We start from the raw sequence: 20,883 nt of genomic DNA on the forward strand, positions 1-20,883 counted from the left end.
TGCGCCAGTGCGTCTGTGTTCACAATTTCCAAATAAGTCTCTAATTCCGCTTCTCAAAAAGGCAGAGCTCTTCTACTAAGCATAGACAAAGATTAAAAAAGGCAGGGCGTTAAGGAGTTCAAATATGGACAAATTTTTGAAAAAGAAAAATACAGTAAAAAGCGCTGCGGACGGGGAGAGAAATGGCGGAAGTTATTGAAGGCTTAAATAAAAACGGGACACCGTGCTGATGTCCCGCGGGGGAAATATTTACAAAGAAAACAGGGCAGTTTTCACCTTACAAAAGGATGCGCAGCATACGGCGTAAAGGCTCTGCCGCGCCCCACAGCAGCTGGTCACCGACGGTGAACGCCGACAGATATTGCGGCCCCATATTCAGTTTACGCAGACGGCCAACCGGCGTGTTCATGGTGCCGGTTACCGCCGCTGGGGTCAGTTCGCGCATCGACAGTTCACGGTCATTCGGGATCACGCGAACCCAGTCATTGTGCGATGCCAGCATCTGTTCGATTTCTGGAATCGACACGTCTTTTTTCAGCTTCAGGGTGAATGCCTGGCTGTGGCAGCGCAGCGCGCCGATACGGACACACAGGCCATCCACCGGAATAATGCTGGAAGTGCCGAGAATTTTGTTGGTTTCCGCCTGACCTTTCCACTCTTCTTTGGTCTGGCCGTTATCGAGCTGTTTGTCGATCCACGGGATCAGACCGCCTGCCAGCGGAACACCGAAGTTATCGGTCGGCAATGTGCCGCTGCGGGTCAGCGCAGTGACGTTACGTTCGATATCCAGAATCGCCGATGCCGGGTTTTCCAGCTCTTTCGCCACGCTGTTATGCAGCATGCCCATCTGGGTCAGCAGTTCACGCATGTGACGCGCGCCGCCGCCGGATGCCGCCTGATAGGTGGCGACAGATGCCCATTCGATAAGGTCATTGGCGAACAGGCCGCCGAGCGACATCAGCATCAGGCTGACGGTACAGTTACCGCCCACAAAGGTTTTGATACCTTTGTCGATACCCTGATGGATCACGGCGCTGTTGACCGGGTCGAGGATGATTATCGCGTCATCTTCCATTCTCAGAGAGGAAGCTGCGTCAATCCAGTAGCCGGACCAACCGATTTCACGCAGCTTAGGATAGATTTCATTGGTATAATCGCCGCCCTGACAGGTGATGATAATGTCCAGCGCACTCAGTGCGTCCAGATCATAGGCATCCTGCAAGGTCCCAGACTGACCCGTGAAAGAAGGCGCGGCCTGACCGTGCTGAGAGGTGGAGAAGAATACCGGACGGATAGCGTCGAAATCGCGTTCTTCAATCATGCGTTGCATGAGTACAGAACCAACCATTCCACGCCAGCCAACGAAACCTACATTTTTCATAATATCTGTCCTGCCCTGAGGGTGATAACTGCTTAAAACAGCCTGAACGCGCGTTTGCACTAAGCGAGTGCCTGTTTTGATGCACTGTGCCCCGTTAACGCGCGGGTCTACCACCTTACAAAATGTAGTAGAAGTGGCAAGTGAATTTAATCAATAGTGCAGCCTTTAATAGCAGCGCAACTTATAACAGGCATTTTTTCTGAGGTAGTTATGACCGAAATGATTTCAGCAACCATTTTGCTGTTTTTAATTATGGATCCGCTGGGCAACTTACCGATTTTTATGTCGGTCTTAAAACATCTCGACCCGAAACGTCGCAGAGTGGTGCTGATCCGCGAAATGCTGATCGCGCTTATCCTGATGCTGATTTTCCTGTTCGCCGGTGAAAAAATCCTGTCGTTCCTGAATCTGCGCACCGAAACCGTGTCGATTTCCGGCGGTATCATTCTGTTCCTGATTGCTATCAAAATGATTTTCCCGTCGGAAGAGAAAAGCAGCAGCGGCCTGCCTGCCGGTGAAGAACCCTTCCTCGTGCCGATGGCGATCCCGCTGGTGGCCGGTCCGTCGATTCTCGCCACGCTGATGCTGCTTTCGCACCAGTATCCGAATCAGATGAGCCATTTAACGCTGGCCCTGTTCATCGCCTGGGGCCTGTCGATGGCCATTCTTCTACTGTCGAATTTGTTCCTGCGACTGCTCGGCGACAAAGGCGTCAGCGCCCTCGAACGCCTGATGGGCCTGATTCTGGTCATGCTCTCGACGCAGATGTTCCTCGATGGAATCAGGGCGTATTTGAAGATTTAGTGGGTTATTAAATAGACAAAATATACCTACTTGGGTATATTTGATTTGATGTTCACGGAAGAGAACTCATATGAAAACGCTTTACTGGATTGGAAGCAGCAGAAAGGATTTGGCTTCATTGCCGGAAGATATTCAGGATTCTTTCGGATATGCACTTCATCTTGCGCAGACTGGCAGTAAACATAGTCACGCAAAACCTCTGAAGGGCTACAAAGGTGCCGGCGTTCTGGAAGTGGTGGAAGACTATATCGGTGATACCTATCGCGCGGTTTACACAGTAAAAATAGCCGCTGCGGTTTATGTCCTTCACGTGTTTCAGAAGAAATCCTCCAGTGGAATTTCAACGCCAAAACCCGATATTGAAAAGATAAACGCACGTCTGAAAATTGCTGAAACTCATGCAAGAGGACTGGAATATGAATAAAGATAGCGAAGTTCTAATCGAGACCAGCAGCGGAAATGTATACGCCGATTTGGGCTTACCCGATGCTCAGGAAATGCTGGTCAAAGCTCAGCTTGCTCAGAAGATCAGCGAGCTGATGCAAAACCGACGCTTAACACAGGTTGCTGCCGCTAAGCTTTTCGGTATGACCCAGCCAAAGGTATCAGCTTTGCTTCGCGGACAATTTCGTGGGATCAGCGAAGCCAAGATGATTGATTGCCTGAATAAACTGGGCCGGGATGTAGAAATTGTTATCGCCGAATCCCGTCAGCAGACAGGTTCGCTCAGAGTTGTCTTTGCGTAAAAACTGTTGAAAGCCATAAATATGAAAACGAAAAAGGCGAGCCACGCGGCTCGCCTTTTTTATGCTAACAATCTGTCGTCAGACGACCATCGACAGCAACAGACATCCGCCCAGACCACACAGGGAGATGATGGTTTCCAGCACGGACCAGGATTTGAAGGTTTCGACAATGCTCAGGTTGAAGTACTCCTTGAACAACCAGAAACCCGGATCGTTGACGTGTGAGAAAATCACGCTGCCGGAACCGACGGCGATCACCATCAGTTCAGGGCTGACGCCGGTGGTCGCGATCAGTGGCGCAGCAATGCCGCCCGCGGTAATCGCGGCAACGGTGGCAGAACCCAGTGCGATACGCAGCACTGCCGCAATTGACCACGCCAGCAGGATTGGCGAAAGGTTGCTGCCGTGCATCAGGGCGGCGATGTATTTTTCAATACCGCTGTCTACCAGCACCTGTTTGAACGCGCCGCCACCGCCGATGATTAACAACATCATGGCGATGATTTTGATGGAATCGCTGACGGTTGCCATCACTTCATCCATCTTACGACCGCGGTTCAGGCCGAAGGTGAAGATAGCGATGAGTACCGCAATCAGCGTGGCCATTACCGGATCGCCAAAGAACTCAGCGTAAGCCAGTACCGGATGGCCTTTCGGCAAGATCATTTCGCAGACGGCGCGGAATGCCATCAGAATAACCGGCACCAGGGACGTCGCCACGCTGACACCAAAGCCCGGCATCTCTTCTTCCGTGAAGGTTTTCGGGTTGAACAGGCCTTCCGGAACCGGTTTGTCGATCCCTTTCAGGAAACGCGCATAAACCGGACCCGCCAGAATGACCGTCGGCACCGCCAGCAGTGAGCCATACAGCAGGGTTTTGCCCATATCCGCATGGAAAATGGTGGCAATCGCTGTCGGGCCAGGGTGCGGAGGCAGGAAACCGTGCGTCACGGACAATGCAGCCGCCATCGGCACACCGACATACAGCAGTGGCAGACGCGCCGCCGCCGCCACGGTAAATACCAGTGGCAGCATCAGCACGAAGCCGACTTCATAGAACAGCGCAAAACCGACGATAAAACCAGTCAGCACAATCGCCCACTGAATGTGTTCACGGCCAAACTTTTCGATAAGCGTGGTCGCGATGCGCTGCGCACCGCCGCAGTCCGCCAGCATTTTTCCGAGCATGGCACCGAAGCCCATGATCAGCGCCAGACTGCCGAGCGTGCCGCCTACCCCGTTTTTGATCGACGTGATGACTTTGTCGACCGGCATTCCCTGCATGATACCCACCGCCAGCGCGACCAGGATCAGTGCAATGAAGCCATTAAGCTTAAATCGGATCATAAGTAACAACAGCAGTGCGACACCCACCGCTACAATAACTAATGGCATATTCTTTCCCCTCATGCTGTCACTGCGGTATGGCTAAAAACCGGGTGACGCATTGTTTTTAATTTTCAACATGTTGTAGGAATTAACAGTGCAACGGGTACAGACCGCGACCGCTAAAACAGCAGTGCATTCCTTTGTGATATTAGTCACATCTCCATTTGTTACCGGTATCATGATACCGGTAACATGCTAATATTAGGACTCACTGCGCAGTCAAAATGTTCATTTTGGGATAGAGATCATACTTATGGCAGGACAAAGCATCATTCTGATGGGCGTGTCAGGCAGCGGTAAATCCACCGTCGGCGCGGCACTGGCCCGTGAAATTAACGCGAAATTTATCGACGGCGATGATCTTCATCCCCGCGCCAATATCCAGAAAATGGCCAGCGGCACGCCACTCAACGACGACGACCGTGCGCCGTGGTTATTGCGCCTGAACGACGCGGCTTACAGCCTGCGCCATAAAAATGAAACCGGCATTATTGTCTGTTCTGCGCTGAAACGCCGCTACCGCGACGCGCTGCGTAAAGACAACGAAGGCATGGTGTTCATCTACATGAAAGGCAGTTTTGACGTGATTGCCGACCGCCTGAAAGCCCGCGCCGGACACTTTATGCCGACCGATTTACTGCGCAGCCAGTTCGATGCCCTCGAAGAACCGGGCGATGATGAACCGGATGTGTTGCGCGTGAATATCGATCACAAGTTTGAAGGTGTGGTGGATCGTTGTATTGCAGCACTGAAGACAGTACAGAAGTAAGACTTTCTCCTCCCCCTGCGAAGGGGGAGGTCGGGAGGGGGTTTTAATGGCAGCGCTGTCATCTGCAAAACCCACACCCCATCCCAGCCTTCCCCTCGTGAGAGGGGAAGGAGTAAAAGATCAGATACTTCCACCCGCAGATATCGTAAATCCGACATCCACCATTCTCGGCACCACTTCTTCGCCGCGTAATCTCGCCAGCAGGCGTTCGGCGGAAATCTGCCCCATTCTTTCGCGCGGCGTGAGTACGCTTGCCAGCGGCGGTTCCATCGCCTGTCCCATGTTGTGACCGTGGAAACCAGCAATCGCCATTTGTGACGGGATTTTCAGTCCCTGACGCTGGCATTCAAAGAATGCGCCCGCCGCCAGGTCATCGTTGGTGCAGAAAATACTGTCGATTTTCGGCCAGTCTTTTTGCGCCTGACGCAGTAATTCCGCGCCCGCGCTGTAACTCGAGGAGCGGCTGGTCATCACGCTGTAAGGCTCCAGCCCGGATTCGCGCATCGCCTGCTCGTAACCTTGCTGTTTGATAATCGTACGTTCGTCCTGACGCGCGCCGAAATACACCACATGCCGATGGCCGCGGGCGATAATTTGCTGGGTCATTTGGCGGGCGGCCTCAAAGTTGTTGAACCCGACCGCCAGATCGACGCACGGCGATACGCAGTCCATCATTTCCACCACCGGAATACCGGCCACTTCAATCATCTTCAGCGTACGCGCCGTGTGATGGCGTTCGGACAAAATCAGCCCGTCGATATTGTAGGAAAGCAGCGAGGTCAGACGCTGTTCTTCGCGCTCCTGGCTGTAGCCGTAGTGCGCCAGCATAGTTTGATAGCCGTGGATATCGGTCACGCTTTCGATACCGCGCAGCACTTCGGCGAATACCTGGTTGGTCAGCGACGGCAGCAGCACACCGATGGCGCGGCTTTTCGCATTGGAAAGAATATCCGGTGCGCGATTGGGGATGTAACCCAGCTCATCGAGCGCCGCAGAAATCTTTTCCTGCAACGCACCGGAAACCTGTTCAGGATTGCGCAAATAACGGCTGACCGTCATTTTGGTGACGCCCACCTTGTCGGCAACATCCTGGAGTACGGGTCTTTTTTTCTTGATATTCATCAATGAGATGGTGCCGCTGAAAAGGTTAAGGGATCAGAGTGTGATGTTAGCAAACAATCGCGCAGGCGGATATCCGTTGCTGCGCGACATGAGAGGTTTGTCAGGATGGCAGGGAAAGCTGACCGCGAACCGGTGCGCGGAGGTTTGCGGAAAACTGTCCGGTCAGTAACGCCATCGCACGTTGTGCCAGTGTTTCCAGCGGATAGGCAATTGCCGGAACGGCAGAAACACCCGGCGGCAGCGTGCTGTCGAGGCTGAATACCATCACATTTTCAGGCACGGCACGCCCGTGCTGTGCAAGCTGACGGAGTGCGTCCTGCGCGGTGGCATCGTCCGGCACCAGCAGCGCGTTGAACGGCACGTTCTGTGCCAGCAGTTGCGACAATGCCTGTCCGCCGCTGTGTACCAGCCGCCGGTCATAAGGCAGCAGGAATTTCTCCAGCGCGAGATGATATCCCTGCAAGATTTGCCCGGCAGTTTCATGACTCTCCGTATTGATCAGCGCAATCTGTCTGCGCCCTTGTTTGAGCACATACTGGCAGGCGGTTTCGGCCGCAAAGCTGCGGTCAAAATGAATACTGCGCGCTGAATCTGCATCCAGACAATCAATGGTGATGACGTTTTCAGGCAATGCCGGCAACGCAAATCGCGCGCCAATCACAATCATCGCATCGCACAGACCGCGCCCGATTTCATCCACGGAATGCGTGAGGCTTGCTGCGTCGGTGGCAAAGCGCAACAGCAAATATTTCTGATTCAGCCGCAGCTCTTTTTCCAGCGCGTGCAGATAACCGGTGGACTGGTTAATGTTTTCCGTCGCACAAATCACGCCGATACAGCCGGTAGACTGAGTCGACAGCGACTGCGCAATCACGCTCGGTTTGTATTGCAGTGTTTCCACCGCCTGCATTACGGCCAGGCGGCTTTCCTCTTTCACACCGCGGCTGCCACTCAAAACACGGGACACCGTCGCTTTCGACACCTTCGCCAGCCGCGAAACGTCGTTAATGTTTGCCATGTCTTTCCTTGTGTTAATCGAAACCGTTGTTTTTAGACACCGCCGCGAACCATTCGCCGCTTTTCTTCACTGTGCGTTTTTGGGTTTCCAGATCCAGCTGGATGAAACCATACCGGTTTTTATAGGCATTCATCCATGACCAGCAGTCAATAAATGTCCACATATGGTAGCCGAGACAGCCGCTGCCTTCCTGCAATGCCCGGTGCAACCATTTCAGATGCCCGCTGACGAACTCAATGCGGTAATCATCGTCAATCCGGCCATCCTTTTCGAAGCGCAGTTCATGCTCTACGCCCATGCCGTTTTCAGAAATGAAACAGCGCGGATTGCCGTAGTTTTCGCGCAAATTGGTGAGGATATCGTAAATGCCCTGCTCGTAGATTTCCCAGCCACGGTGCGGGTTCATTTTACGGCCCGGCATCACGTAGTTATCGAAAAACCATTCCGGCATAAACGGACTTTCCGGATTGACCATACTGTCGCGGCACTGAATACGGCGCGGCTGGTAATAGTTAATGCCGAGTAAATCCACCACGCCCTGTTGCAGCAGTTCTTTATCGCCCTGCTGACAGACCGGCAGCTGATCGTATTTTTTCAGCAATTCCACCAGCTCCTGCGGATATTCACCGCGCAGCGCCGGATCGAGGAAACTGCGGTTAAACATCAGATCCGCAATATTGGCGGCTTTCACATCTGCCGGATTTTGCGAGCGCGGATAAGACGGCGTGAGGTTAAGAATGATGCCGATTTCACCACCGGTATTGCGGGCACGATAGGCTTTCACCGCCAGAGAATGCGCCAGCATGGTGTGATACGCCACCGTGGCGGCACGTTTGAAATCCACCACATTCGGGTAATGGAAGTCATACAGATAGCCGCCTTCCACCGGCACCACCGGTTCGTTGAAGGTGAACCAGTGCTTCACGCGGTCACCGAACAACTCAAAACAGGTATCGGCATATTTTGCGTAAGCCTGCACGACGTCGCGGTTTTCCCAGCCGCCGATTTCCTGCATCGCCATCGGCATATCAAAGTGGAACAGATTGATAAACGGCTGCACGCCCTGCACCAGCATTTCGTCGATCACCTGATTATAAAACGTGACCGCTTCCTGATTCACTTCGCCGCGTCCGTTGGGGATCAAACGCGCCCAGGAAATCGACGTGCGAAACGTGTTGTGGTTCAGCTGTTTCAGCAGCGCAATGTCTTCGCGCCAGTTTTTATAAAACGTCGAGGTATCCTGCGGACCCACGTCGTTGTGGAAACGTGTCGGCTGCTGTGAATACCAGTGATCCCACACCGTCGCGCTTTTGCCGTGGCTCAGGGTTTCACCTTCCGTCTGCGGCGCGGAACTGGCACTGCCCCACCAGAATTCTTTTGGAAATGCGTATTTCATTGTCATCCTCGCTGTCCGTTAGCTTAACGTTTTTAACTGAATTATTTGACTGTTTAGCTGTTTGCCGGTACGGCATTGTCCGCCGTTTGTGCCGTGGCTTTTTCCGCTTCCTGTTTCAGCAACGTACGTTCATAGGCTTTCAGGAACGGGTAGTACATTACGGCTGATAACACCATACAGAACAGGCACATAATTACCGGACTGAATGCCCAGTTTGCGGCCCATGACGCACCAATTGGCGCGGGCGTTGTCCAGGGCGTGAGCGAGACCACTTGCGCGACCCAGCCCAGTTTGGTGGCGGTATACGCAAAAATTGCGTTCAGCATCGGTACCAGTGTGAACGGCAGGAAGAACACCGGATTCATGATAATCGGCGTACCAAACAGGATCGGTTCGTTGATGTTGAAGAAGCTCGGCACCACGCCCATCTTGCCTATGGTGCGCAGATGCACGGCCTTACTGCACAGCAGCAGGATCGCCAGCGGCAGGGTCGAGCCGACGCCGCCAATCAGCAGATAGTGATCCCAGAATCCTTGCAGATAGATATGTGGCAGCGGCTCGCCGTTCTGTAACGCCGTCTGGTTCAGCGCCAGATTGGTCATCCAGAACGGGTTCATGATGCCGGTCACAATCAGCGCACCGTGAATGCCTGCAAACCACAGCACCTGACAGATAAACACCGAAATCAAAATTGCCGGCAAAGAATCGGATGCGGAAACCAGCGGTGCCAGCAAGTGCATGATGGCTTCAGGAATAATCATGCCAGTGGTGGACTGAATAAACAGGTTCAGCGGATGCAGCGTGGCGACAATCACCACCACCGGGATCAGAATTTCAAACGAACGCGCCACGCCGGTCGGCACTTCTTTCGGCAGACGAATGGTGATGTTGCGGCGTTTGAGCAGCGCATACACTTCGGCGGCATAAATCGCCGTCAGGATCGCAGTGAAAATGCCTTCGCCGGAGAAATATTGCGTCGAGATTTGTTTGTCATGATACGGCGCCGCCACCAGCAGGAATGCCATAAACGCCAGCAAGCCGGTCATGATCGGGTCGAGTTTATAGTGTTTACCGAGACTTGCGCCGATGCCCACCGAGATGAAAAATGTCATCACGCCCATGCTCAGATACCACGGCAGCATCAGCTGCTCGCGGTACTTCAGCGACAAATCCAGCCAGCCGCGCGCGAAACCCCAGGTGGTGTCCGGCGAGAAAGGCGGGAAGATAAACACCAGCATGAATGAGCCGATAATCATGAAAGGCAACGCCGCGATAAACCCGTCACGAATGGCGATCACATGCCGTTGCTGACCGACGCTGCCCGCCAGTGGCGTGATGTGTTTTTCGATGACGTTAACCATCGCCTGATAAAGGCCACTCATACGCGGCTTCCTTCCTGTGCGATCAGGCCGTAAGCGAAGTCGAGCACGTTGTCGCCGCGCTGCATGCCGTAATCCATCATGTTGATGGTTTCTACCGGAATATTGAATTCTGCGGCTCTTTTGGATAAATCAGCCTGCATATAACGCACCTGCGGCCCGAGCAGCACGACCTGATAGTCGCGGAATTTTTCGTCAAACTCGCTGGCTCCGAACGCGTCGATCTGCACTTCTTCGCCGCGCTCTGCCGCCACTTCTTTCATTTTGCGTACTAATAAACTGGTCGACATTCCCGCCGAACAACAAAGCATGATTCTTTTCATTTTGCTTCACTCCCAGATGATTTATGTTCTGCCCGTTTCTGCTTGCTGAGGGTATTTGAGGCGTTATGGAAACCGGTTTCCATGGTTTCCGGGAAAATGTGCGAGCCTGTTCATAAAATTTCACGGAGATTGTCCGGCGATGTGAAATGTTTCACATTTTGAGCAAATGTCATTCGCGCAGGAAAAAAGTGTCGCTACAGAGAAAACGAATAACAATTATCACTACAGCATGAAATGACATATCAATAAAATATTTTACGGTGTCATAAATAAAAACTAAATCCGATTAATATCATTGCCTGCGTTCTGTTAAAAATTGATATCGAATGATTTTATCGTTTGAGGATTATTGAATACATTGTCCGGCATTCATCACCTGTTTTCTTTGAGGAATGCCCGATGCCGGCGTTTAAATACAGTCAAATAACCCGATTTATCCTGCTGGCGTGCTGTCTGCAAAATATAGCTATCATGAGTGCCAGTGCGGCAAATTACTCTTTGCCGCTATTACTCACGAACAATCAAACGCTGACCTTATCCACAAAGGATAACGAAAATATTGTCGCGGATAACCCGTTGATAAAATATGGAATAATGGTGAACAATGGCGCAGAACTGACTGTACTCGCCAACCAGTTTAACGCAACGGGCAGTCAGCTTAGTTCCTCCCTCATTGCTCAAAATGGCGGGATAATTAATATCGGAAAAGATTCCGTCATTAATCACAACAGCACGTCATCCGGTATTTCTCACGCCATCACTGTTCAGGACACAGGAAGTGTATTAAATATCAACGAGGCAACGATTAATTCAAATAGTGCCGCACTGGTGATTAATGAGAATGCCACGGCAAATATGCTTAACACCACAATTAATGCCAATAATGCGGATAATGCCGTTGAAGTCAATACGGGCGCAACGCTGAATGCCACGGGATTGACCGTTAATCATCTTGGGGGAATGTCCAGCAGTTCTGCAATAGCTATCAACAATGCCGATGCCACATTACTGAATACGTCAATTTTGTCTCAGGTTCGTGAGGGGATAAGTATCGACGGGTCTGCTGACCGTTTTTCAAATGTTACTTATGATCGCGGAACCATCGTGACGGACAGTGATCAGAGTAATGCAGTGGCAGTGACGTTCGGTAATTTGCAAATGAAGAACGTTGATATCCACACATTAGGGCAGTACAGCAACGGTCTGATGGTGCAAAACGACAGCGTGGTGCAAGTCAGCGGCGGTTCCATTACCACACAAGCGGCTGCAACAAATGGCGTAACAATTAATGGTGCCAACGATCTGACACTGGCAGACGGACTGCTTATTTCCACCCCTGGAAACGCCTCTGTCGGCCTGGCGCTGAATGCCGACCCCATGACAGCCGATCAGGTGCAAAAAGTGCGCATTGATAATGCGACCATCAACAGTGGCAATGTCGGGATCAGTAAGATTTACGACGGTGCTGCCCAGGTGATCATCGACAATGCTTCCCTCGTTTTAGGGATTAATGCAGCGATGACTTTTGCCGATAACGGCGCCAGCACGGTGAATGTCAGCGGCAAAAGCCAGATTATCGGCAATATTATCAATGGGACCACGGCGAAAACCGATGTCACGCTGGATGGCTCCGTGCTGACCGGCGCGGTGCAAAATCTCTCCTCACTGACGCTGAATAACCAGTCGGTGTGGAATCTGACCGGCGATTCAGTACTCACTAATTTATCTATGGATAACAGTCTGCTGAACTTCACTCAACCGCAGCAGGGGCAATTCCACACTCTTAACGCCAGCACGCTTTCCGGCAACGGTTCGCTGAATTTCAACACGCAACTGGGCAGCGATAATTCCCCCACCGATTTACTGCATGTTCAGGGTAACGCGAGCGGACAATTTGGCGTGCTGGTGCGCAATGTCGGGGGCAGCGGCGCGCTGACAACAGGCGATGGGATCCGTCTGGTGCAGGTGGATGGGGCTGACACCTCATCACTGAAATTGCTGAGAAAAGTCAGTGCCGGGGCCTACGATTATTATCTCTATAAAGGTGGCAGCAGTTCGTCAAAAGACTGGTATTTGCGCACTTATCTGGAGCCAGTGCCGCCGCCGGAACCGGTGCCTGATCCTGATCCGGCACCAGAACCTACACCGCAACCGACACCGATACCTAAACCAGTGATCGCCTACCGGACGGATGTCGTGGGTTACATTGCCGCGCCCTTCCTTAACCGGCAGTACGGTTTTAGCTCAATGGGGTCTTATCACGAACGTACCGGCGACAGCGTCAAACGCGCTCAGGATGGCACATGGGCCCGCATCGGCGGGGCGCATGATAATTACGATATCGGACGCTTCAGTTTTGACAGCGACATCCGTTATATCCAGATCGGCAAGGATTTGTATCAGGATGAGACACCGCGCGGGAATAATGTGCATGCCGGGATAATGATTTCGCTGGGGGATCAGAAAACCAACAGCTCGGACAGCGCCCGCGGGCTGGTGGGTGAATCCACCGATACCGGAGATGTGTCTACCGATGCTTACGGCATTGGCGGTTATTACACCGTGAAGACCGACAGCGGCGCGTATCTGGATTTCGTCGGGCAAGTCACCGATTACCACACCGAATTCCAGAGTGAAACGCAGGCTAAACAGGACGGCTACGGGGTGGCGTTGTCTGCCGAAGGCGGCATTCCGTTTGCGATAACCCAAAGCTGGCGACTCGAACCTCAGACGCAGGTGATTTATCAGTATCTGCACATGAAAGGCTTCAACGACGGGATAGCCTCGGTAGAAAAAACCACTGACAACAGCGTGCAGGCACGGGCCGGTGTGCGACTTTCCCATCTGCCGCAGGTGGATCAGCCGAACATTACGCCGTACCTGAACCTTGATGCGGTATCGACATTCAGCGATGCCCCCGCGGTCACTATCGCCAGTACCCGTATTTCGCCTGACTTCACGCAAAGTACCTGGAAAGCGGGCGGCGGGATCACTGCGACGCTGAGCAAAAATGCAGCCTTGTATGCCAGCGCCAATTATCTGCGGGGTTTTGACGGTAAACAGGAAGGTTATCAGGGCAATATCGGCATTAACGTCAGCTTTAAATAACGAAATCAGGACGCAAAAAAGGCGATGCCATTGCATCGCCTTACGCTTTTGACTTGCCTGTTATCAGACCGGCGGCAGGTCAAACAGCAGGATTTCACTGTCTTCGTCTGCGTGAACCGACAGCGCCGTTTCATCCCAGATCGCCAGCGCATCGCTCGCCCCGGCTTTCTGGCCGTTAACGGAAACCGTGCCTTTCACCACCTGGATCCACACGCGGCGTTCAGCCTGAATCTGATAAACAGACTGTTCGTCTTTTTTCAGCGCCCAGCGGGACAATTCCATATCCTGGAAGACTTTCAGCGAACCTTCACGGGCATCCGGAGAAAGCACCAGCTGGCGACCCTGCGGCGCATCGAACATGCGTTGTTCGTAACGCGGTTCCAGCCCTTTCTGATTTGGAATAATCCAGATCTGATACAGGTGCAGTTTACGGTCGCTGTTACCGTTGTATTCGGAATGCGTCACACCGGTACCGGCGCTCATTATCTGGAACTCACCGGCCTGGATTTGTTCTTTATTGCCCATGCTGTCCTGGTGTTCCACGGTGCCGTCGAGCACGTAGGTCAGAATTTCCATGTCTTTATGCGGATGCTTACCAAAACCCTGCCCCGCATCGATGAAATCTTCATTGATTACCCGCAGCGCGGAGAATCCCATAAAGTTCGCATCGTAATAATCGGCAAAAGAGAAGGTATGCCAGCTTTCCAGCCAGCCGTGACTTGCGTGACCGCGTTCTTGTGCTTTGCGTAAGTAAATCATGTTCAACTCTCCTCAATGTTTTCTCTAGTCTAGTCAACGGCTGAGAATAAGAAAGCGTAAAAACTTCACTCCTCTGTTCAAAAAACATGAACAATTGCAGGCAACGGATTCCAAAGGATTTGAAGAAAATTAAGGCAAATTGTTCTCCCGTAAGTTGCTTAATGACTCATCAGTACAATACTCAAATATTGAACATATTCAGGAACGCTAATGTGACGTCTGTTTTCCGGGAATGATCATGATTAACCGCCGCGAGTTGATCGCGGGAATAACCGGTGGGGTCGTCTCGGCCGGATTATTTAAATCCGTTGAAATTAATTCGGATAATATAATTAGCGTGAGCAACATTATGGCGTTAAGAAACTTCTCTGCGCCTGCTGACCGGACCTGCGCCGTGGTGTTGGGATATCACTTTGCCGGGGATGGCGCACCAAAACTGGTGTACTGGGATGCCGGTAGCGAGAAAACAGCCAATCAGGGCACCGTCATTTCTTAGCTTAAATCTGCTAAAGGCCGCTGGCTGCAATTACATAACGGCGTCATGGACTTTCGTCAGTTCGGCATATTTAACGGACAGAACGCGGCAGATGCGGCACTGAATGCGATGGTCAATGATCCGCTTATTCACCGGATTGAAGCCCATACCTCGCTGAACTTCATGTCACGCCACCGCTTTAATCGCTCGAATATCACCCTTGATATTAATAACCACACAGTGACAGCGTCGGGGCTGGAAATACTGGCTGACCCCAAAAATAATTATCTTGCCGCTATTTTTTCTTTCACAGGTCTGGCTGAAGAGCAAACCACTGTATCCGTTCTCCGGGAGCCTTTGCCTTTATTATCAGAAATCTATCCGGTAGAGGACAGCGACTTATATCCTGTCGGCCAGTGGTATTGCCTGGAATCGGCCAGGCTAACCGGCCACTGGGAGCGCAAAATACAACGACTGGTGCAGGTGACAGAACAGATTGATGAAACACATATCCGGCTCAATTACAGAAGCGGCTGGGTGCTGAAAGAACAAAGTCATCTGCACTGGCGAAAGTCACGCCGGTTGAAAATGTCTGTATCCGGAATATGCAATATGTCGAAGAGGGGCAGCTGGCTAATAACAGTTCCCAGCCCGTCGCTCTGGTATATGCCATTTATTGCGATGTCATTAACGTTCACGCGCAGGGCACCTTCTGGTCGGTTATTTTCCGCCGCTGGAATACCTTCTTTCGCACAGAACACTGTTCGCTGACCAACCCGCCTTCGGTTTCCTGGGGCGGCGCAGGGTATCTGACCCAACAAATTTACTGCCAGTATGGCGTGATTAGCGACTGTACAACGTCTAATGCCCGACATCTTAACGATCTGACCGCCAGCTCTTCCTGCGTGGTAAAGAACTGTCACAGCAACGGTGACAGTTCCGGTGCTTTCGTGACACACGGCCAGTATGAGCATGATCTGCACTTCACAGCCAACTCCGGCATCCTGACGCTGGCCAATTCCGGCAAAGCCTGGGGTCAGTCGGCAGCACGGATTGTCATCAACCAACACCGCTGTTCCATGCTGACCGCAGACACGCATGTCACGGATCTGACCTTAACGGATGTGTGCATTTACCGGAATGGGGAACAGGATAATCTCGGTATATTGCGCCTCAACTGTGACGGCCTGACGGTGCAAAACTGCAGTGTCAGCGGAGAGCTGACATTACTGCAAAACAGCCGCCGCAGTATCAAAATGAACGTGTTTGAAAACTGCGGATTTGTGCTGGATCCGCGTCATGATTCCACGATCAGTAATCTGGCACCGGACGATCCGTTTATTGTTTCTCATCCGGCGGCTGAAGCCCGAAATTCCATTAACGGTCGTTCATTGGTCTATTTTTCCCATTGCCAGTTCAAAGGAACGGACAAAGATGTTTCGCTGTTAATTAAAAATAAAGAAATTAACTTTAACGCCTGCCGTATTGAAAATGTGTCCCTTATTTTAACCGCAGATGGACCGCAGAAAATCGTGATTAATGGCGATTCCACGCTGGCCGGCGATCACATGTCCCGGCCTTTACTTTCGCGCACCGGCGACCATCCCGTGACCTGGCGGTTAGGGCCATTGCAAACTGAAGTGACAGGTGACGATCAGCTTCATATTCAGATTGCCGCAGGTATTAATCATTATCAGGCACATCACGTGACATTCACGCACGGCAGACGGTTATTTTCAGATAAGGCATTCTCCCGCCCCTCTTATTTTATCGAACAGAATAACATCCTGATAAATACCACCTCTATTGTGCCAGCCAGTACAGGGCCGCATATTGTGGTTGAAAACACGGAGGTATAACAAAATAAAGTGGCTCACCCCTGAGCCTCATAAGGAATCTTCCATGAAAACGTTCAATTCTGTATCCGCGCTGAAGAATCATAAAATACGTCTGGATCATAATGTCTTCGTTAATGGTTATTTTCAGGCCGGTGACGGCGGCGGCGGTCATTATCACTGGGACAAAAACTGCGTTCTGCCCGCCAATAACGGCACAGTGATCAGTTCTGACCATTCGGCCAATGGCCGCTGGTGTCTGATCCATCAGGGCGTGGGCGATTTCCGCACTTTCGGCATTCTTAATGCTGATCAACCCGCTGACGATGCGCTGGATGCGTTAGTGAATGATCCGCAAATCAGCCAGATTCTGGCGTTCACGGATTTGCTCTTTCAGCGCCGCCATCATTTCACACGTTCTGACATCACCCTGGATTTCCAGAACAACCGCGTTTTCACCACCGGCATTGCCAGCGCACCGGTCAATGACCCGTTTGCCGCCGTGCTGTTTTTCCAGGGCACTGTCACCGGCACGCCTGTCACCTTCACGCTGACAGAAACGTTGCAGGAACAGACCGATATCTTCCCTGTTGCCGATTCATCACTGTTCAGCGTGGGCGACTGGTACGCGGTGGAGGTTACGCCGGTGAAAGGCGCGGCGGAACGCGAGCTGCAAAAGCTGGTGGAAATCATCGCTATTCCTGACAGCACACATATCCAGATTGGCTATTACAACGGCTGGGAACTGCTGGCTGGCAGGGTGATCAGCTGGCAAAAAGTCGAGCCAGTTGAATTCGTTACTGTTAAAAATATGCAGTTCTCCGGGGCGGGAGATGATCAGATCACCGGCAGTCATCCGGTGGCGTTTGAATACGCGGTATATGCCAACGTGAAGGGGATCCACTCAACGGGTTCTTTCTGGCCGGTGGTGATGCGCCGCTGGAATACCCATTATCTGACGCAGCAATGCTCTCTCACCAATCCGCCGAATACGGCCTTTGGCGGTGCCGGATATCTGACACAGCAAATCTATTGTCTGTACGGCCATGTCAGTGATTGCAGCGTGGCAAATGCACGGCATTTAAATGATTTCACGGCGTCGGCGTATTGCCTGGTCGAGAATTGTCATGCCAGCGGACAAAGCGCGGAAAAAGGCCCGTTCGTCACCCACGGTCAGTACGAACACGATCTCACTTATACCGGTAATTCCGGCCTGATGACCTTTGCCAATTCCGGCGTCACCTGGGGAGGCAGCGCCAAACGTATCAATGTACGTAAGCACGTCTGCCCGTGGTTTGTCGCCCGCTCCGGCGTGAGTGAACTGACGCTGGAAGATCTGGTGGTGATCACCAACGAGGCCATCCCGCAGTCCGGGATGTTGTGGGTCAATGCCGACGGTTTGCAGATGACCGGCTGCACCGCCGATGGCACGCTGATTATCAGTCAGGCCTCGCAACGCGCTGCGCGCCCGAACGTCATTCGTCAGTGCCAGTTTTCATTTCTGGAAGACGGTGCGCCGGTGGTGCGAAACAACGTGACGGCTGCTATTACCTTTACCGATATGGTGTTCAACGCTATTAGCGGACACGCATTCGACAGCACCGCGCCTGTAAATTTTGTGCGCTGTACGTTTAACGCCGCCACACAGTCTGCGCCGGTGATCCTGAAATCTTCCACGCTGTCGGTTCAGGCTTCGCAATTTAATCAGGTCGGCTTCACGCTTTCCGGCACTGCGCCAAAGCAAATCGATATTCTTTCCTCAACCCTGACGCAGGCAACGTTCGATTTCACCGACGTCACTGCACAACCGGCCAGCTCACTGATGTTCCTCAATAACCGCTTATCCGGCAGCACCGTCATCGCCCAACCACCCGCCGGAGATCGGGTGATATGGCAGCAGAATATGATCCTTGCCTGACGCGGGATTTTTCTAATTAACGTGTTTTTAGAAATAGTTTGAGTTGTGGGCAGGCGGCCAGCGAGCGAATCCGTAATATGAAAGGAAATTTTTTCCAAAATAATTCGGGTTGTGAGCAGGCGGCAAGCGAGCGAATCCCCGGGAGCATAGATTACTATGTGACCGGAGTGAGCAAGCGCAGCCAACGCATCCACAGCTCAAAATATGAAAGGACATTTTTCGAAATAGTTTGAGTTGTGGGCAGGCGGCCAGCAAGTGAATCCCCGGGAGCATACACAAGTATGTGACCGGGGTGAGCGAGCGCAGCCAACGAACCCACGGCTCAAAATATGAAGAAAAAAAAGCCAGCGCTTAAGGCTGGCTAAGTAATACTGGAAGCAATGTGAGCAATGTCGTGCATTCATGGGGACCCGTTTGACCTTGGTGTGAGGCCATCCCCGGAACGCATGGCAATAATAATCATTATCATTCGCACTTGTAAAGCATTTTTTTTCACCAAACATTCAATTGACAGTTTTCCTATTCCTGATAAATGTAGAGGATATTCAAACAGTAACCACAAAAAGAGGAGTGTCGCCATGAGCGAAATAGTCATTCGTCACGCTGAAGCCGCAGATGCAGAGGCGCTTCAGCACCTATACGCTCAGGTTCCTGTTTACAGCGACACACTACAACTACCTTATCCGCCCGCCACGCTCTGGGAAGACCGGCTTGCTAACGCCGCGCCCGGCCGGTTCGCGCTGGTGGCGTGCATCGACGGTAAACTGGTCGGCAATCTGACCTTAATGGTCGAGCAGCCGTGGCGACGCCGCCATGTGGCAACGTTCGGGATTGGTGTGGATACGCAATTTCAGGGGCGAGGCGTCGGCAGCAAGCTTATCGAAGCTGCCCTTGAGTTATGCGACAAATGGCTGCACGTGACCCGCGTTGAACTGACGGTCTATGCCGATAACGAGGCTGCTATCGGGCTGTACAAAAAGTTCGGTTTCAGCGTTGAAGGCCTCAGCCCGTGCTACGCCCTGCGTGACGGCGAGCTGGTGGATACGCTGCATATGGGGCGCATCCGTGGCCTCCGGCAGGCGGTTTAATCGGCACTGACAGAGGCGCTGGTTTCCGGCGAGGGCTGACGTAACAGCAACCGCAGACCCAGCGCCATCGCGATAAACACCAGCAAGGCCGAGCCGGGATAGATCGCATCAATCCCGGCCTGCGCCATCAGCACACCGGCCAGCGGGCCGGTAATTCCCAGAGATAGATCCAGAAACGCCGAATAGGTCGCCAGCGCGCTGCCCTGATTTTCCTGCGGCAATTTCTTCACCGCCACCACGCCCAGCGCCGGATACACCAGCGAGAATCCCACGCCGGTAATAAACGCACCGGCCATCGCTGCCCATGCGGTCGGGGCGAAAAACACCATCATCAGCCCGGCGATTTCCACCACAAAACAGGCCAACGCCACCTGCAATCCGCCAAAACGAGTAATGCTGTTGGGCAGTAGCAACCGCATGCCGACAAATGCCACGCTGAAGAAAGTCAGCGAGAACGCCGCGCCGGACCAGCCTTTGGCGGCATAAAACAGGGTGATGAAGGTGGCGATCACACCAAAGCCGGTGGACGCCAGCGCCAGCATCATGCCGTACGGCAGAATTTTGCCCAGCACCTGACGGAACGGAATTTGCGCAGACGCAGTGCCGGTTACGGGCGGTTTGCGCCATGCGGTAATTAACGCCGCCAGTGCCACCAGAATGATGCAGGCCGACAGCAGCGTCAGGCCGCCGAGACTAAAAATCAGCACGCCGAGCGGTGCGCCAATCGCCATCGCGCCATACGTCACCACGCCGCTCCACGAAATCACTTTGCCGATATGCAGCGAACCTACCACGCTGATGCCCCACAGCGTTGAGCCGGTTCCGGCAAAACTTTGCCCTGCGCCCAGTAATATCCTTCCGGCACACAACAGCGCCAGGCTGACCGCCGGTGACGCATCAAATCCCAGCGCCAGCAGATAAAACACGCCGCTGAGCAGACAACCGCTCAGCCCGAACATCACCACCCTCTTCGGCCCGATTTTATCGGCATAACGCCCGGCATACGGACGGCTCAGCAGCGTGGCGAAATATTGCAGGCTGATCACCAACCCGGCCCAGAACGCGCTGTAACCAAGATGTTCGTGGACGTAACCCGGCAAAATCGCCAGCGGCAGGCCGATGGTCAGATAGTTGGCAAAGTTGAACACCAGAATGGAGAGAATTCGCAGCGTGGTCTTAGACGGGCTGACCGCAGCAAGGTCGGGCGAAGCAGGTTCAGGCATGGAAATTCGTGTCTCACGAAGAAGGTTCAGGCATGTTGCGAAGCCGTAAATGAGTCTTTGACTTTATTAGCAATTGATGACTTTCGCAACAAATTGAACCGCTGTTTTATTCACGCTTCCCCGTACTGCCATCAAAGTGACACATCACTG

At 52.6% G+C, this 20,883-nt stretch carries 18 protein-coding genes; 9 read left to right on the forward strand and 9 right to left on the reverse strand.

Annotated features, from left to right (window positions below; genetic code table 11):
* Positions 1-277: 277 nt before the first annotated feature.
* Positions 278-1,381, reverse strand: a complete 1,104-nt coding sequence (gene asd, locus CKQ54_RS02270) for an aspartate-semialdehyde dehydrogenase (protein ID WP_113877229.1) — start codon at positions 1,379-1,381, stop codon at positions 278-280.
* A 210-nt stretch (positions 1,382-1,591) separates the two neighbouring features.
* Between asd and CKQ54_RS02275 the strand changes: the two genes are divergently transcribed.
* From CKQ54_RS02275 to CKQ54_RS02285, 3 genes are all read left to right on the forward strand, one after another.
* Entirely contained in the window at positions 1,592-2,185 is a 594-nt protein-coding gene (locus tag CKQ54_RS02275) for a YhgN family NAAT transporter (RefSeq protein WP_095923864.1), read from the forward strand.
* A 70-nt stretch (positions 2,186-2,255) separates the two neighbouring features.
* Positions 2,256-2,609 carry a type II toxin-antitoxin system RelE/ParE family toxin gene (locus tag CKQ54_RS02280; protein WP_113877230.1) on the forward strand — a complete coding sequence of 118 codons (354 nt, stop codon included), beginning with the start codon at positions 2,256-2,258 and terminating at the stop codon, positions 2,607-2,609.
* Positions 2,602-2,931: a helix-turn-helix domain-containing protein gene (locus CKQ54_RS02285; RefSeq protein WP_113877231.1), complete on the forward strand. Its 330-nt coding sequence runs from the start codon at positions 2,602-2,604 to the stop codon at positions 2,929-2,931. The genes CKQ54_RS02280 and CKQ54_RS02285 overlap by 8 nt, the downstream gene beginning before the upstream one ends.
* A gap of 78 nt (positions 2,932-3,009) precedes the next feature.
* On the opposite strand, the gene gntT is transcribed toward CKQ54_RS02285, so the two are convergent.
* A complete protein-coding gene (gene gntT / locus CKQ54_RS02290; protein ID WP_112289197.1) occupies positions 3,010-4,326 on the reverse strand; it encodes a gluconate transporter in 1,317 nt (438 codons plus the stop codon).
* A gap of 247 nt (positions 4,327-4,573) precedes the next feature.
* Here gntT and CKQ54_RS02295 point away from each other — a divergent pair, with 247 nt between their 5' ends.
* Complete coding sequence (locus CKQ54_RS02295) at positions 4,574-5,089, forward strand: gluconokinase (protein WP_120162642.1); 516 nt, start codon at positions 4,574-4,576, stop codon at positions 5,087-5,089.
* Between the two features lie 120 nt (positions 5,090-5,209).
* Here CKQ54_RS02295 and gntR read toward each other — a convergent pair whose 3' ends face one another.
* The 5 genes from gntR to CKQ54_RS02320 form a co-directional block, all read right to left on the reverse strand.
* Entirely contained in the window at positions 5,210-6,205 is a 996-nt protein-coding gene (gntR, locus tag CKQ54_RS02300) for a gluconate operon transcriptional repressor GntR (RefSeq protein ID WP_112289207.1), read from the reverse strand.
* Positions 6,206-6,311: 106 nt separating this feature from the next.
* Complete coding sequence (locus tag CKQ54_RS02305) at positions 6,312-7,229, reverse strand: LacI family DNA-binding transcriptional regulator (RefSeq protein WP_120162643.1); 918 nt, start codon at positions 7,227-7,229, stop codon at positions 6,312-6,314.
* Positions 7,230-7,242: 13 nt separating this feature from the next.
* Entirely contained in the window at positions 7,243-8,625 is a 1,383-nt protein-coding gene (locus tag CKQ54_RS02310) for a glycoside hydrolase family 1 protein (protein ID WP_120162644.1), read from the reverse strand.
* A 53-nt stretch (positions 8,626-8,678) separates the two neighbouring features.
* Positions 8,679-10,007 carry a PTS sugar transporter subunit IIC gene (locus CKQ54_RS02315; RefSeq protein WP_120162645.1) on the reverse strand — a complete coding sequence of 443 codons (1,329 nt, stop codon included), beginning with the start codon at positions 10,005-10,007 and terminating at the stop codon, positions 8,679-8,681.
* On the reverse strand, positions 10,004-10,327 hold the full coding sequence (locus CKQ54_RS02320; RefSeq protein ID WP_112289202.1) for a PTS sugar transporter subunit IIB: 324 nt from the start codon (positions 10,325-10,327) through the stop codon (positions 10,004-10,006). The genes CKQ54_RS02315 and CKQ54_RS02320 overlap by 4 nt, the downstream gene beginning before the upstream one ends.
* Before the next feature lie 399 nt (positions 10,328-10,726).
* Between CKQ54_RS02320 and CKQ54_RS02325 the strand changes: the two genes are divergently transcribed.
* A complete protein-coding gene (locus CKQ54_RS02325; protein ID WP_120162646.1) occupies positions 10,727-13,435 on the forward strand; it encodes an autotransporter family protein in 2,709 nt (902 codons plus the stop codon).
* Positions 13,436-13,498: 63 nt separating this feature from the next.
* Here CKQ54_RS02325 and CKQ54_RS02330 read toward each other — a convergent pair whose 3' ends face one another.
* Complete coding sequence (locus CKQ54_RS02330; RefSeq protein ID WP_112289204.1) at positions 13,499-14,194, reverse strand: pirin family protein; 696 nt, start codon at positions 14,192-14,194, stop codon at positions 13,499-13,501.
* Between the two features lie 238 nt (positions 14,195-14,432).
* Here CKQ54_RS02330 and CKQ54_RS25725 point away from each other — a divergent pair, with 238 nt between their 5' ends.
* From CKQ54_RS25725 to CKQ54_RS02350, 4 genes are all read left to right on the forward strand, one after another.
* Positions 14,433-14,690 carry a hypothetical protein gene (locus CKQ54_RS25725; RefSeq protein WP_244220161.1) on the forward strand — a complete coding sequence of 86 codons (258 nt, stop codon included), beginning with the start codon at positions 14,433-14,435 and terminating at the stop codon, positions 14,688-14,690.
* A gap of 584 nt (positions 14,691-15,274) precedes the next feature.
* Positions 15,275-16,528, forward strand: a complete 1,254-nt coding sequence (locus tag CKQ54_RS25730) for a hypothetical protein (protein ID WP_244220162.1) — start codon at positions 15,275-15,277, stop codon at positions 16,526-16,528.
* Positions 16,529-16,571: 43 nt separating this feature from the next.
* A complete protein-coding gene (locus tag CKQ54_RS02340) occupies positions 16,572-18,422 on the forward strand; it encodes a hypothetical protein (protein WP_120162647.1) in 1,851 nt (616 codons plus the stop codon).
* 578 nt (positions 18,423-19,000) lie between these two features.
* Complete coding sequence (locus CKQ54_RS02350) at positions 19,001-19,510, forward strand: GNAT family N-acetyltransferase (RefSeq protein WP_113877241.1); 510 nt, start codon at positions 19,001-19,003, stop codon at positions 19,508-19,510.
* Here CKQ54_RS02350 and CKQ54_RS02355 read toward each other — a convergent pair.
* Positions 19,507-20,733, reverse strand: coding sequence for an MFS transporter (locus tag CKQ54_RS02355; RefSeq protein ID WP_120162649.1), 1,227 nt, complete (start codon positions 20,731-20,733; stop codon positions 19,507-19,509). The two genes, CKQ54_RS02350 and CKQ54_RS02355, sit on opposite strands and share 4 nt — an antisense overlap.
* Between the last annotated feature and the right edge of the window lie 150 nt (positions 20,734-20,883).

Source organism: Rahnella variigena, assembly GCF_003610915.1.
GTDB classification, from domain to species: domain Bacteria; phylum Pseudomonadota; class Gammaproteobacteria; order Enterobacterales; family Enterobacteriaceae; genus Rahnella; species Rahnella variigena.

Coding starts and splice junctions, on each gene's coding strand:
- CKQ54_RS02280 (WP_113877230.1), top strand. CDS start 2,256: ATGAAAACGCTTTACTGGATTGGAAGCAGCAGAAAGGATTTGGCTTCA.
- CKQ54_RS02315 (WP_120162645.1), bottom strand. CDS start 10,007: ATGAGTGGCCTTTATCAGGCGATGGTTAACGTCATCGAAAAACACATC.
- CKQ54_RS02285 (WP_113877231.1), top strand. CDS start 2,602: ATGAATAAAGATAGCGAAGTTCTAATCGAGACCAGCAGCGGAAATGTA.
- CKQ54_RS02305 (WP_120162643.1), bottom strand. CDS start 7,229: ATGGCAAACATTAACGACGTTTCGCGGCTGGCGAAGGTGTCGAAAGCG.
- CKQ54_RS25730 (WP_244220162.1), top strand. CDS start 15,275: ATGCAATATGTCGAAGAGGGGCAGCTGGCTAATAACAGTTCCCAGCCC.
- CKQ54_RS02310 (WP_120162644.1), bottom strand. CDS start 8,625: ATGAAATACGCATTTCCAAAAGAATTCTGGTGGGGCAGTGCCAGTTCC.
- CKQ54_RS02340 (WP_120162647.1), top strand. CDS start 16,572: ATGAAAACGTTCAATTCTGTATCCGCGCTGAAGAATCATAAAATACGT.
- CKQ54_RS02320 (WP_112289202.1), bottom strand. CDS start 10,327: ATGAAAAGAATCATGCTTTGTTGTTCGGCGGGAATGTCGACCAGTTTA.
- CKQ54_RS25725 (WP_244220161.1), top strand. CDS start 14,433: ATGATTAACCGCCGCGAGTTGATCGCGGGAATAACCGGTGGGGTCGTC.
- CKQ54_RS02295 (WP_120162642.1), top strand. CDS start 4,574: ATGGCAGGACAAAGCATCATTCTGATGGGCGTGTCAGGCAGCGGTAAA.
- CKQ54_RS02330 (WP_112289204.1), bottom strand. CDS start 14,194: ATGATTTACTTACGCAAAGCACAAGAACGCGGTCACGCAAGTCACGGC.
- asd (WP_113877229.1), bottom strand. CDS start 1,381: ATGAAAAATGTAGGTTTCGTTGGCTGGCGTGGAATGGTTGGTTCTGTA.
- CKQ54_RS02350 (WP_113877241.1), top strand. CDS start 19,001: ATGAGCGAAATAGTCATTCGTCACGCTGAAGCCGCAGATGCAGAGGCG.
- CKQ54_RS02275 (WP_095923864.1), top strand. CDS start 1,592: ATGACCGAAATGATTTCAGCAACCATTTTGCTGTTTTTAATTATGGAT.
- CKQ54_RS02325 (WP_120162646.1), top strand. CDS start 10,727: ATGCCGGCGTTTAAATACAGTCAAATAACCCGATTTATCCTGCTGGCG.
- CKQ54_RS02355 (WP_120162649.1), bottom strand. CDS start 20,733: ATGCCTGAACCTGCTTCGCCCGACCTTGCTGCGGTCAGCCCGTCTAAG.
- gntT (WP_112289197.1), bottom strand. CDS start 4,326: ATGCCATTAGTTATTGTAGCGGTGGGTGTCGCACTGCTGTTGTTACTT.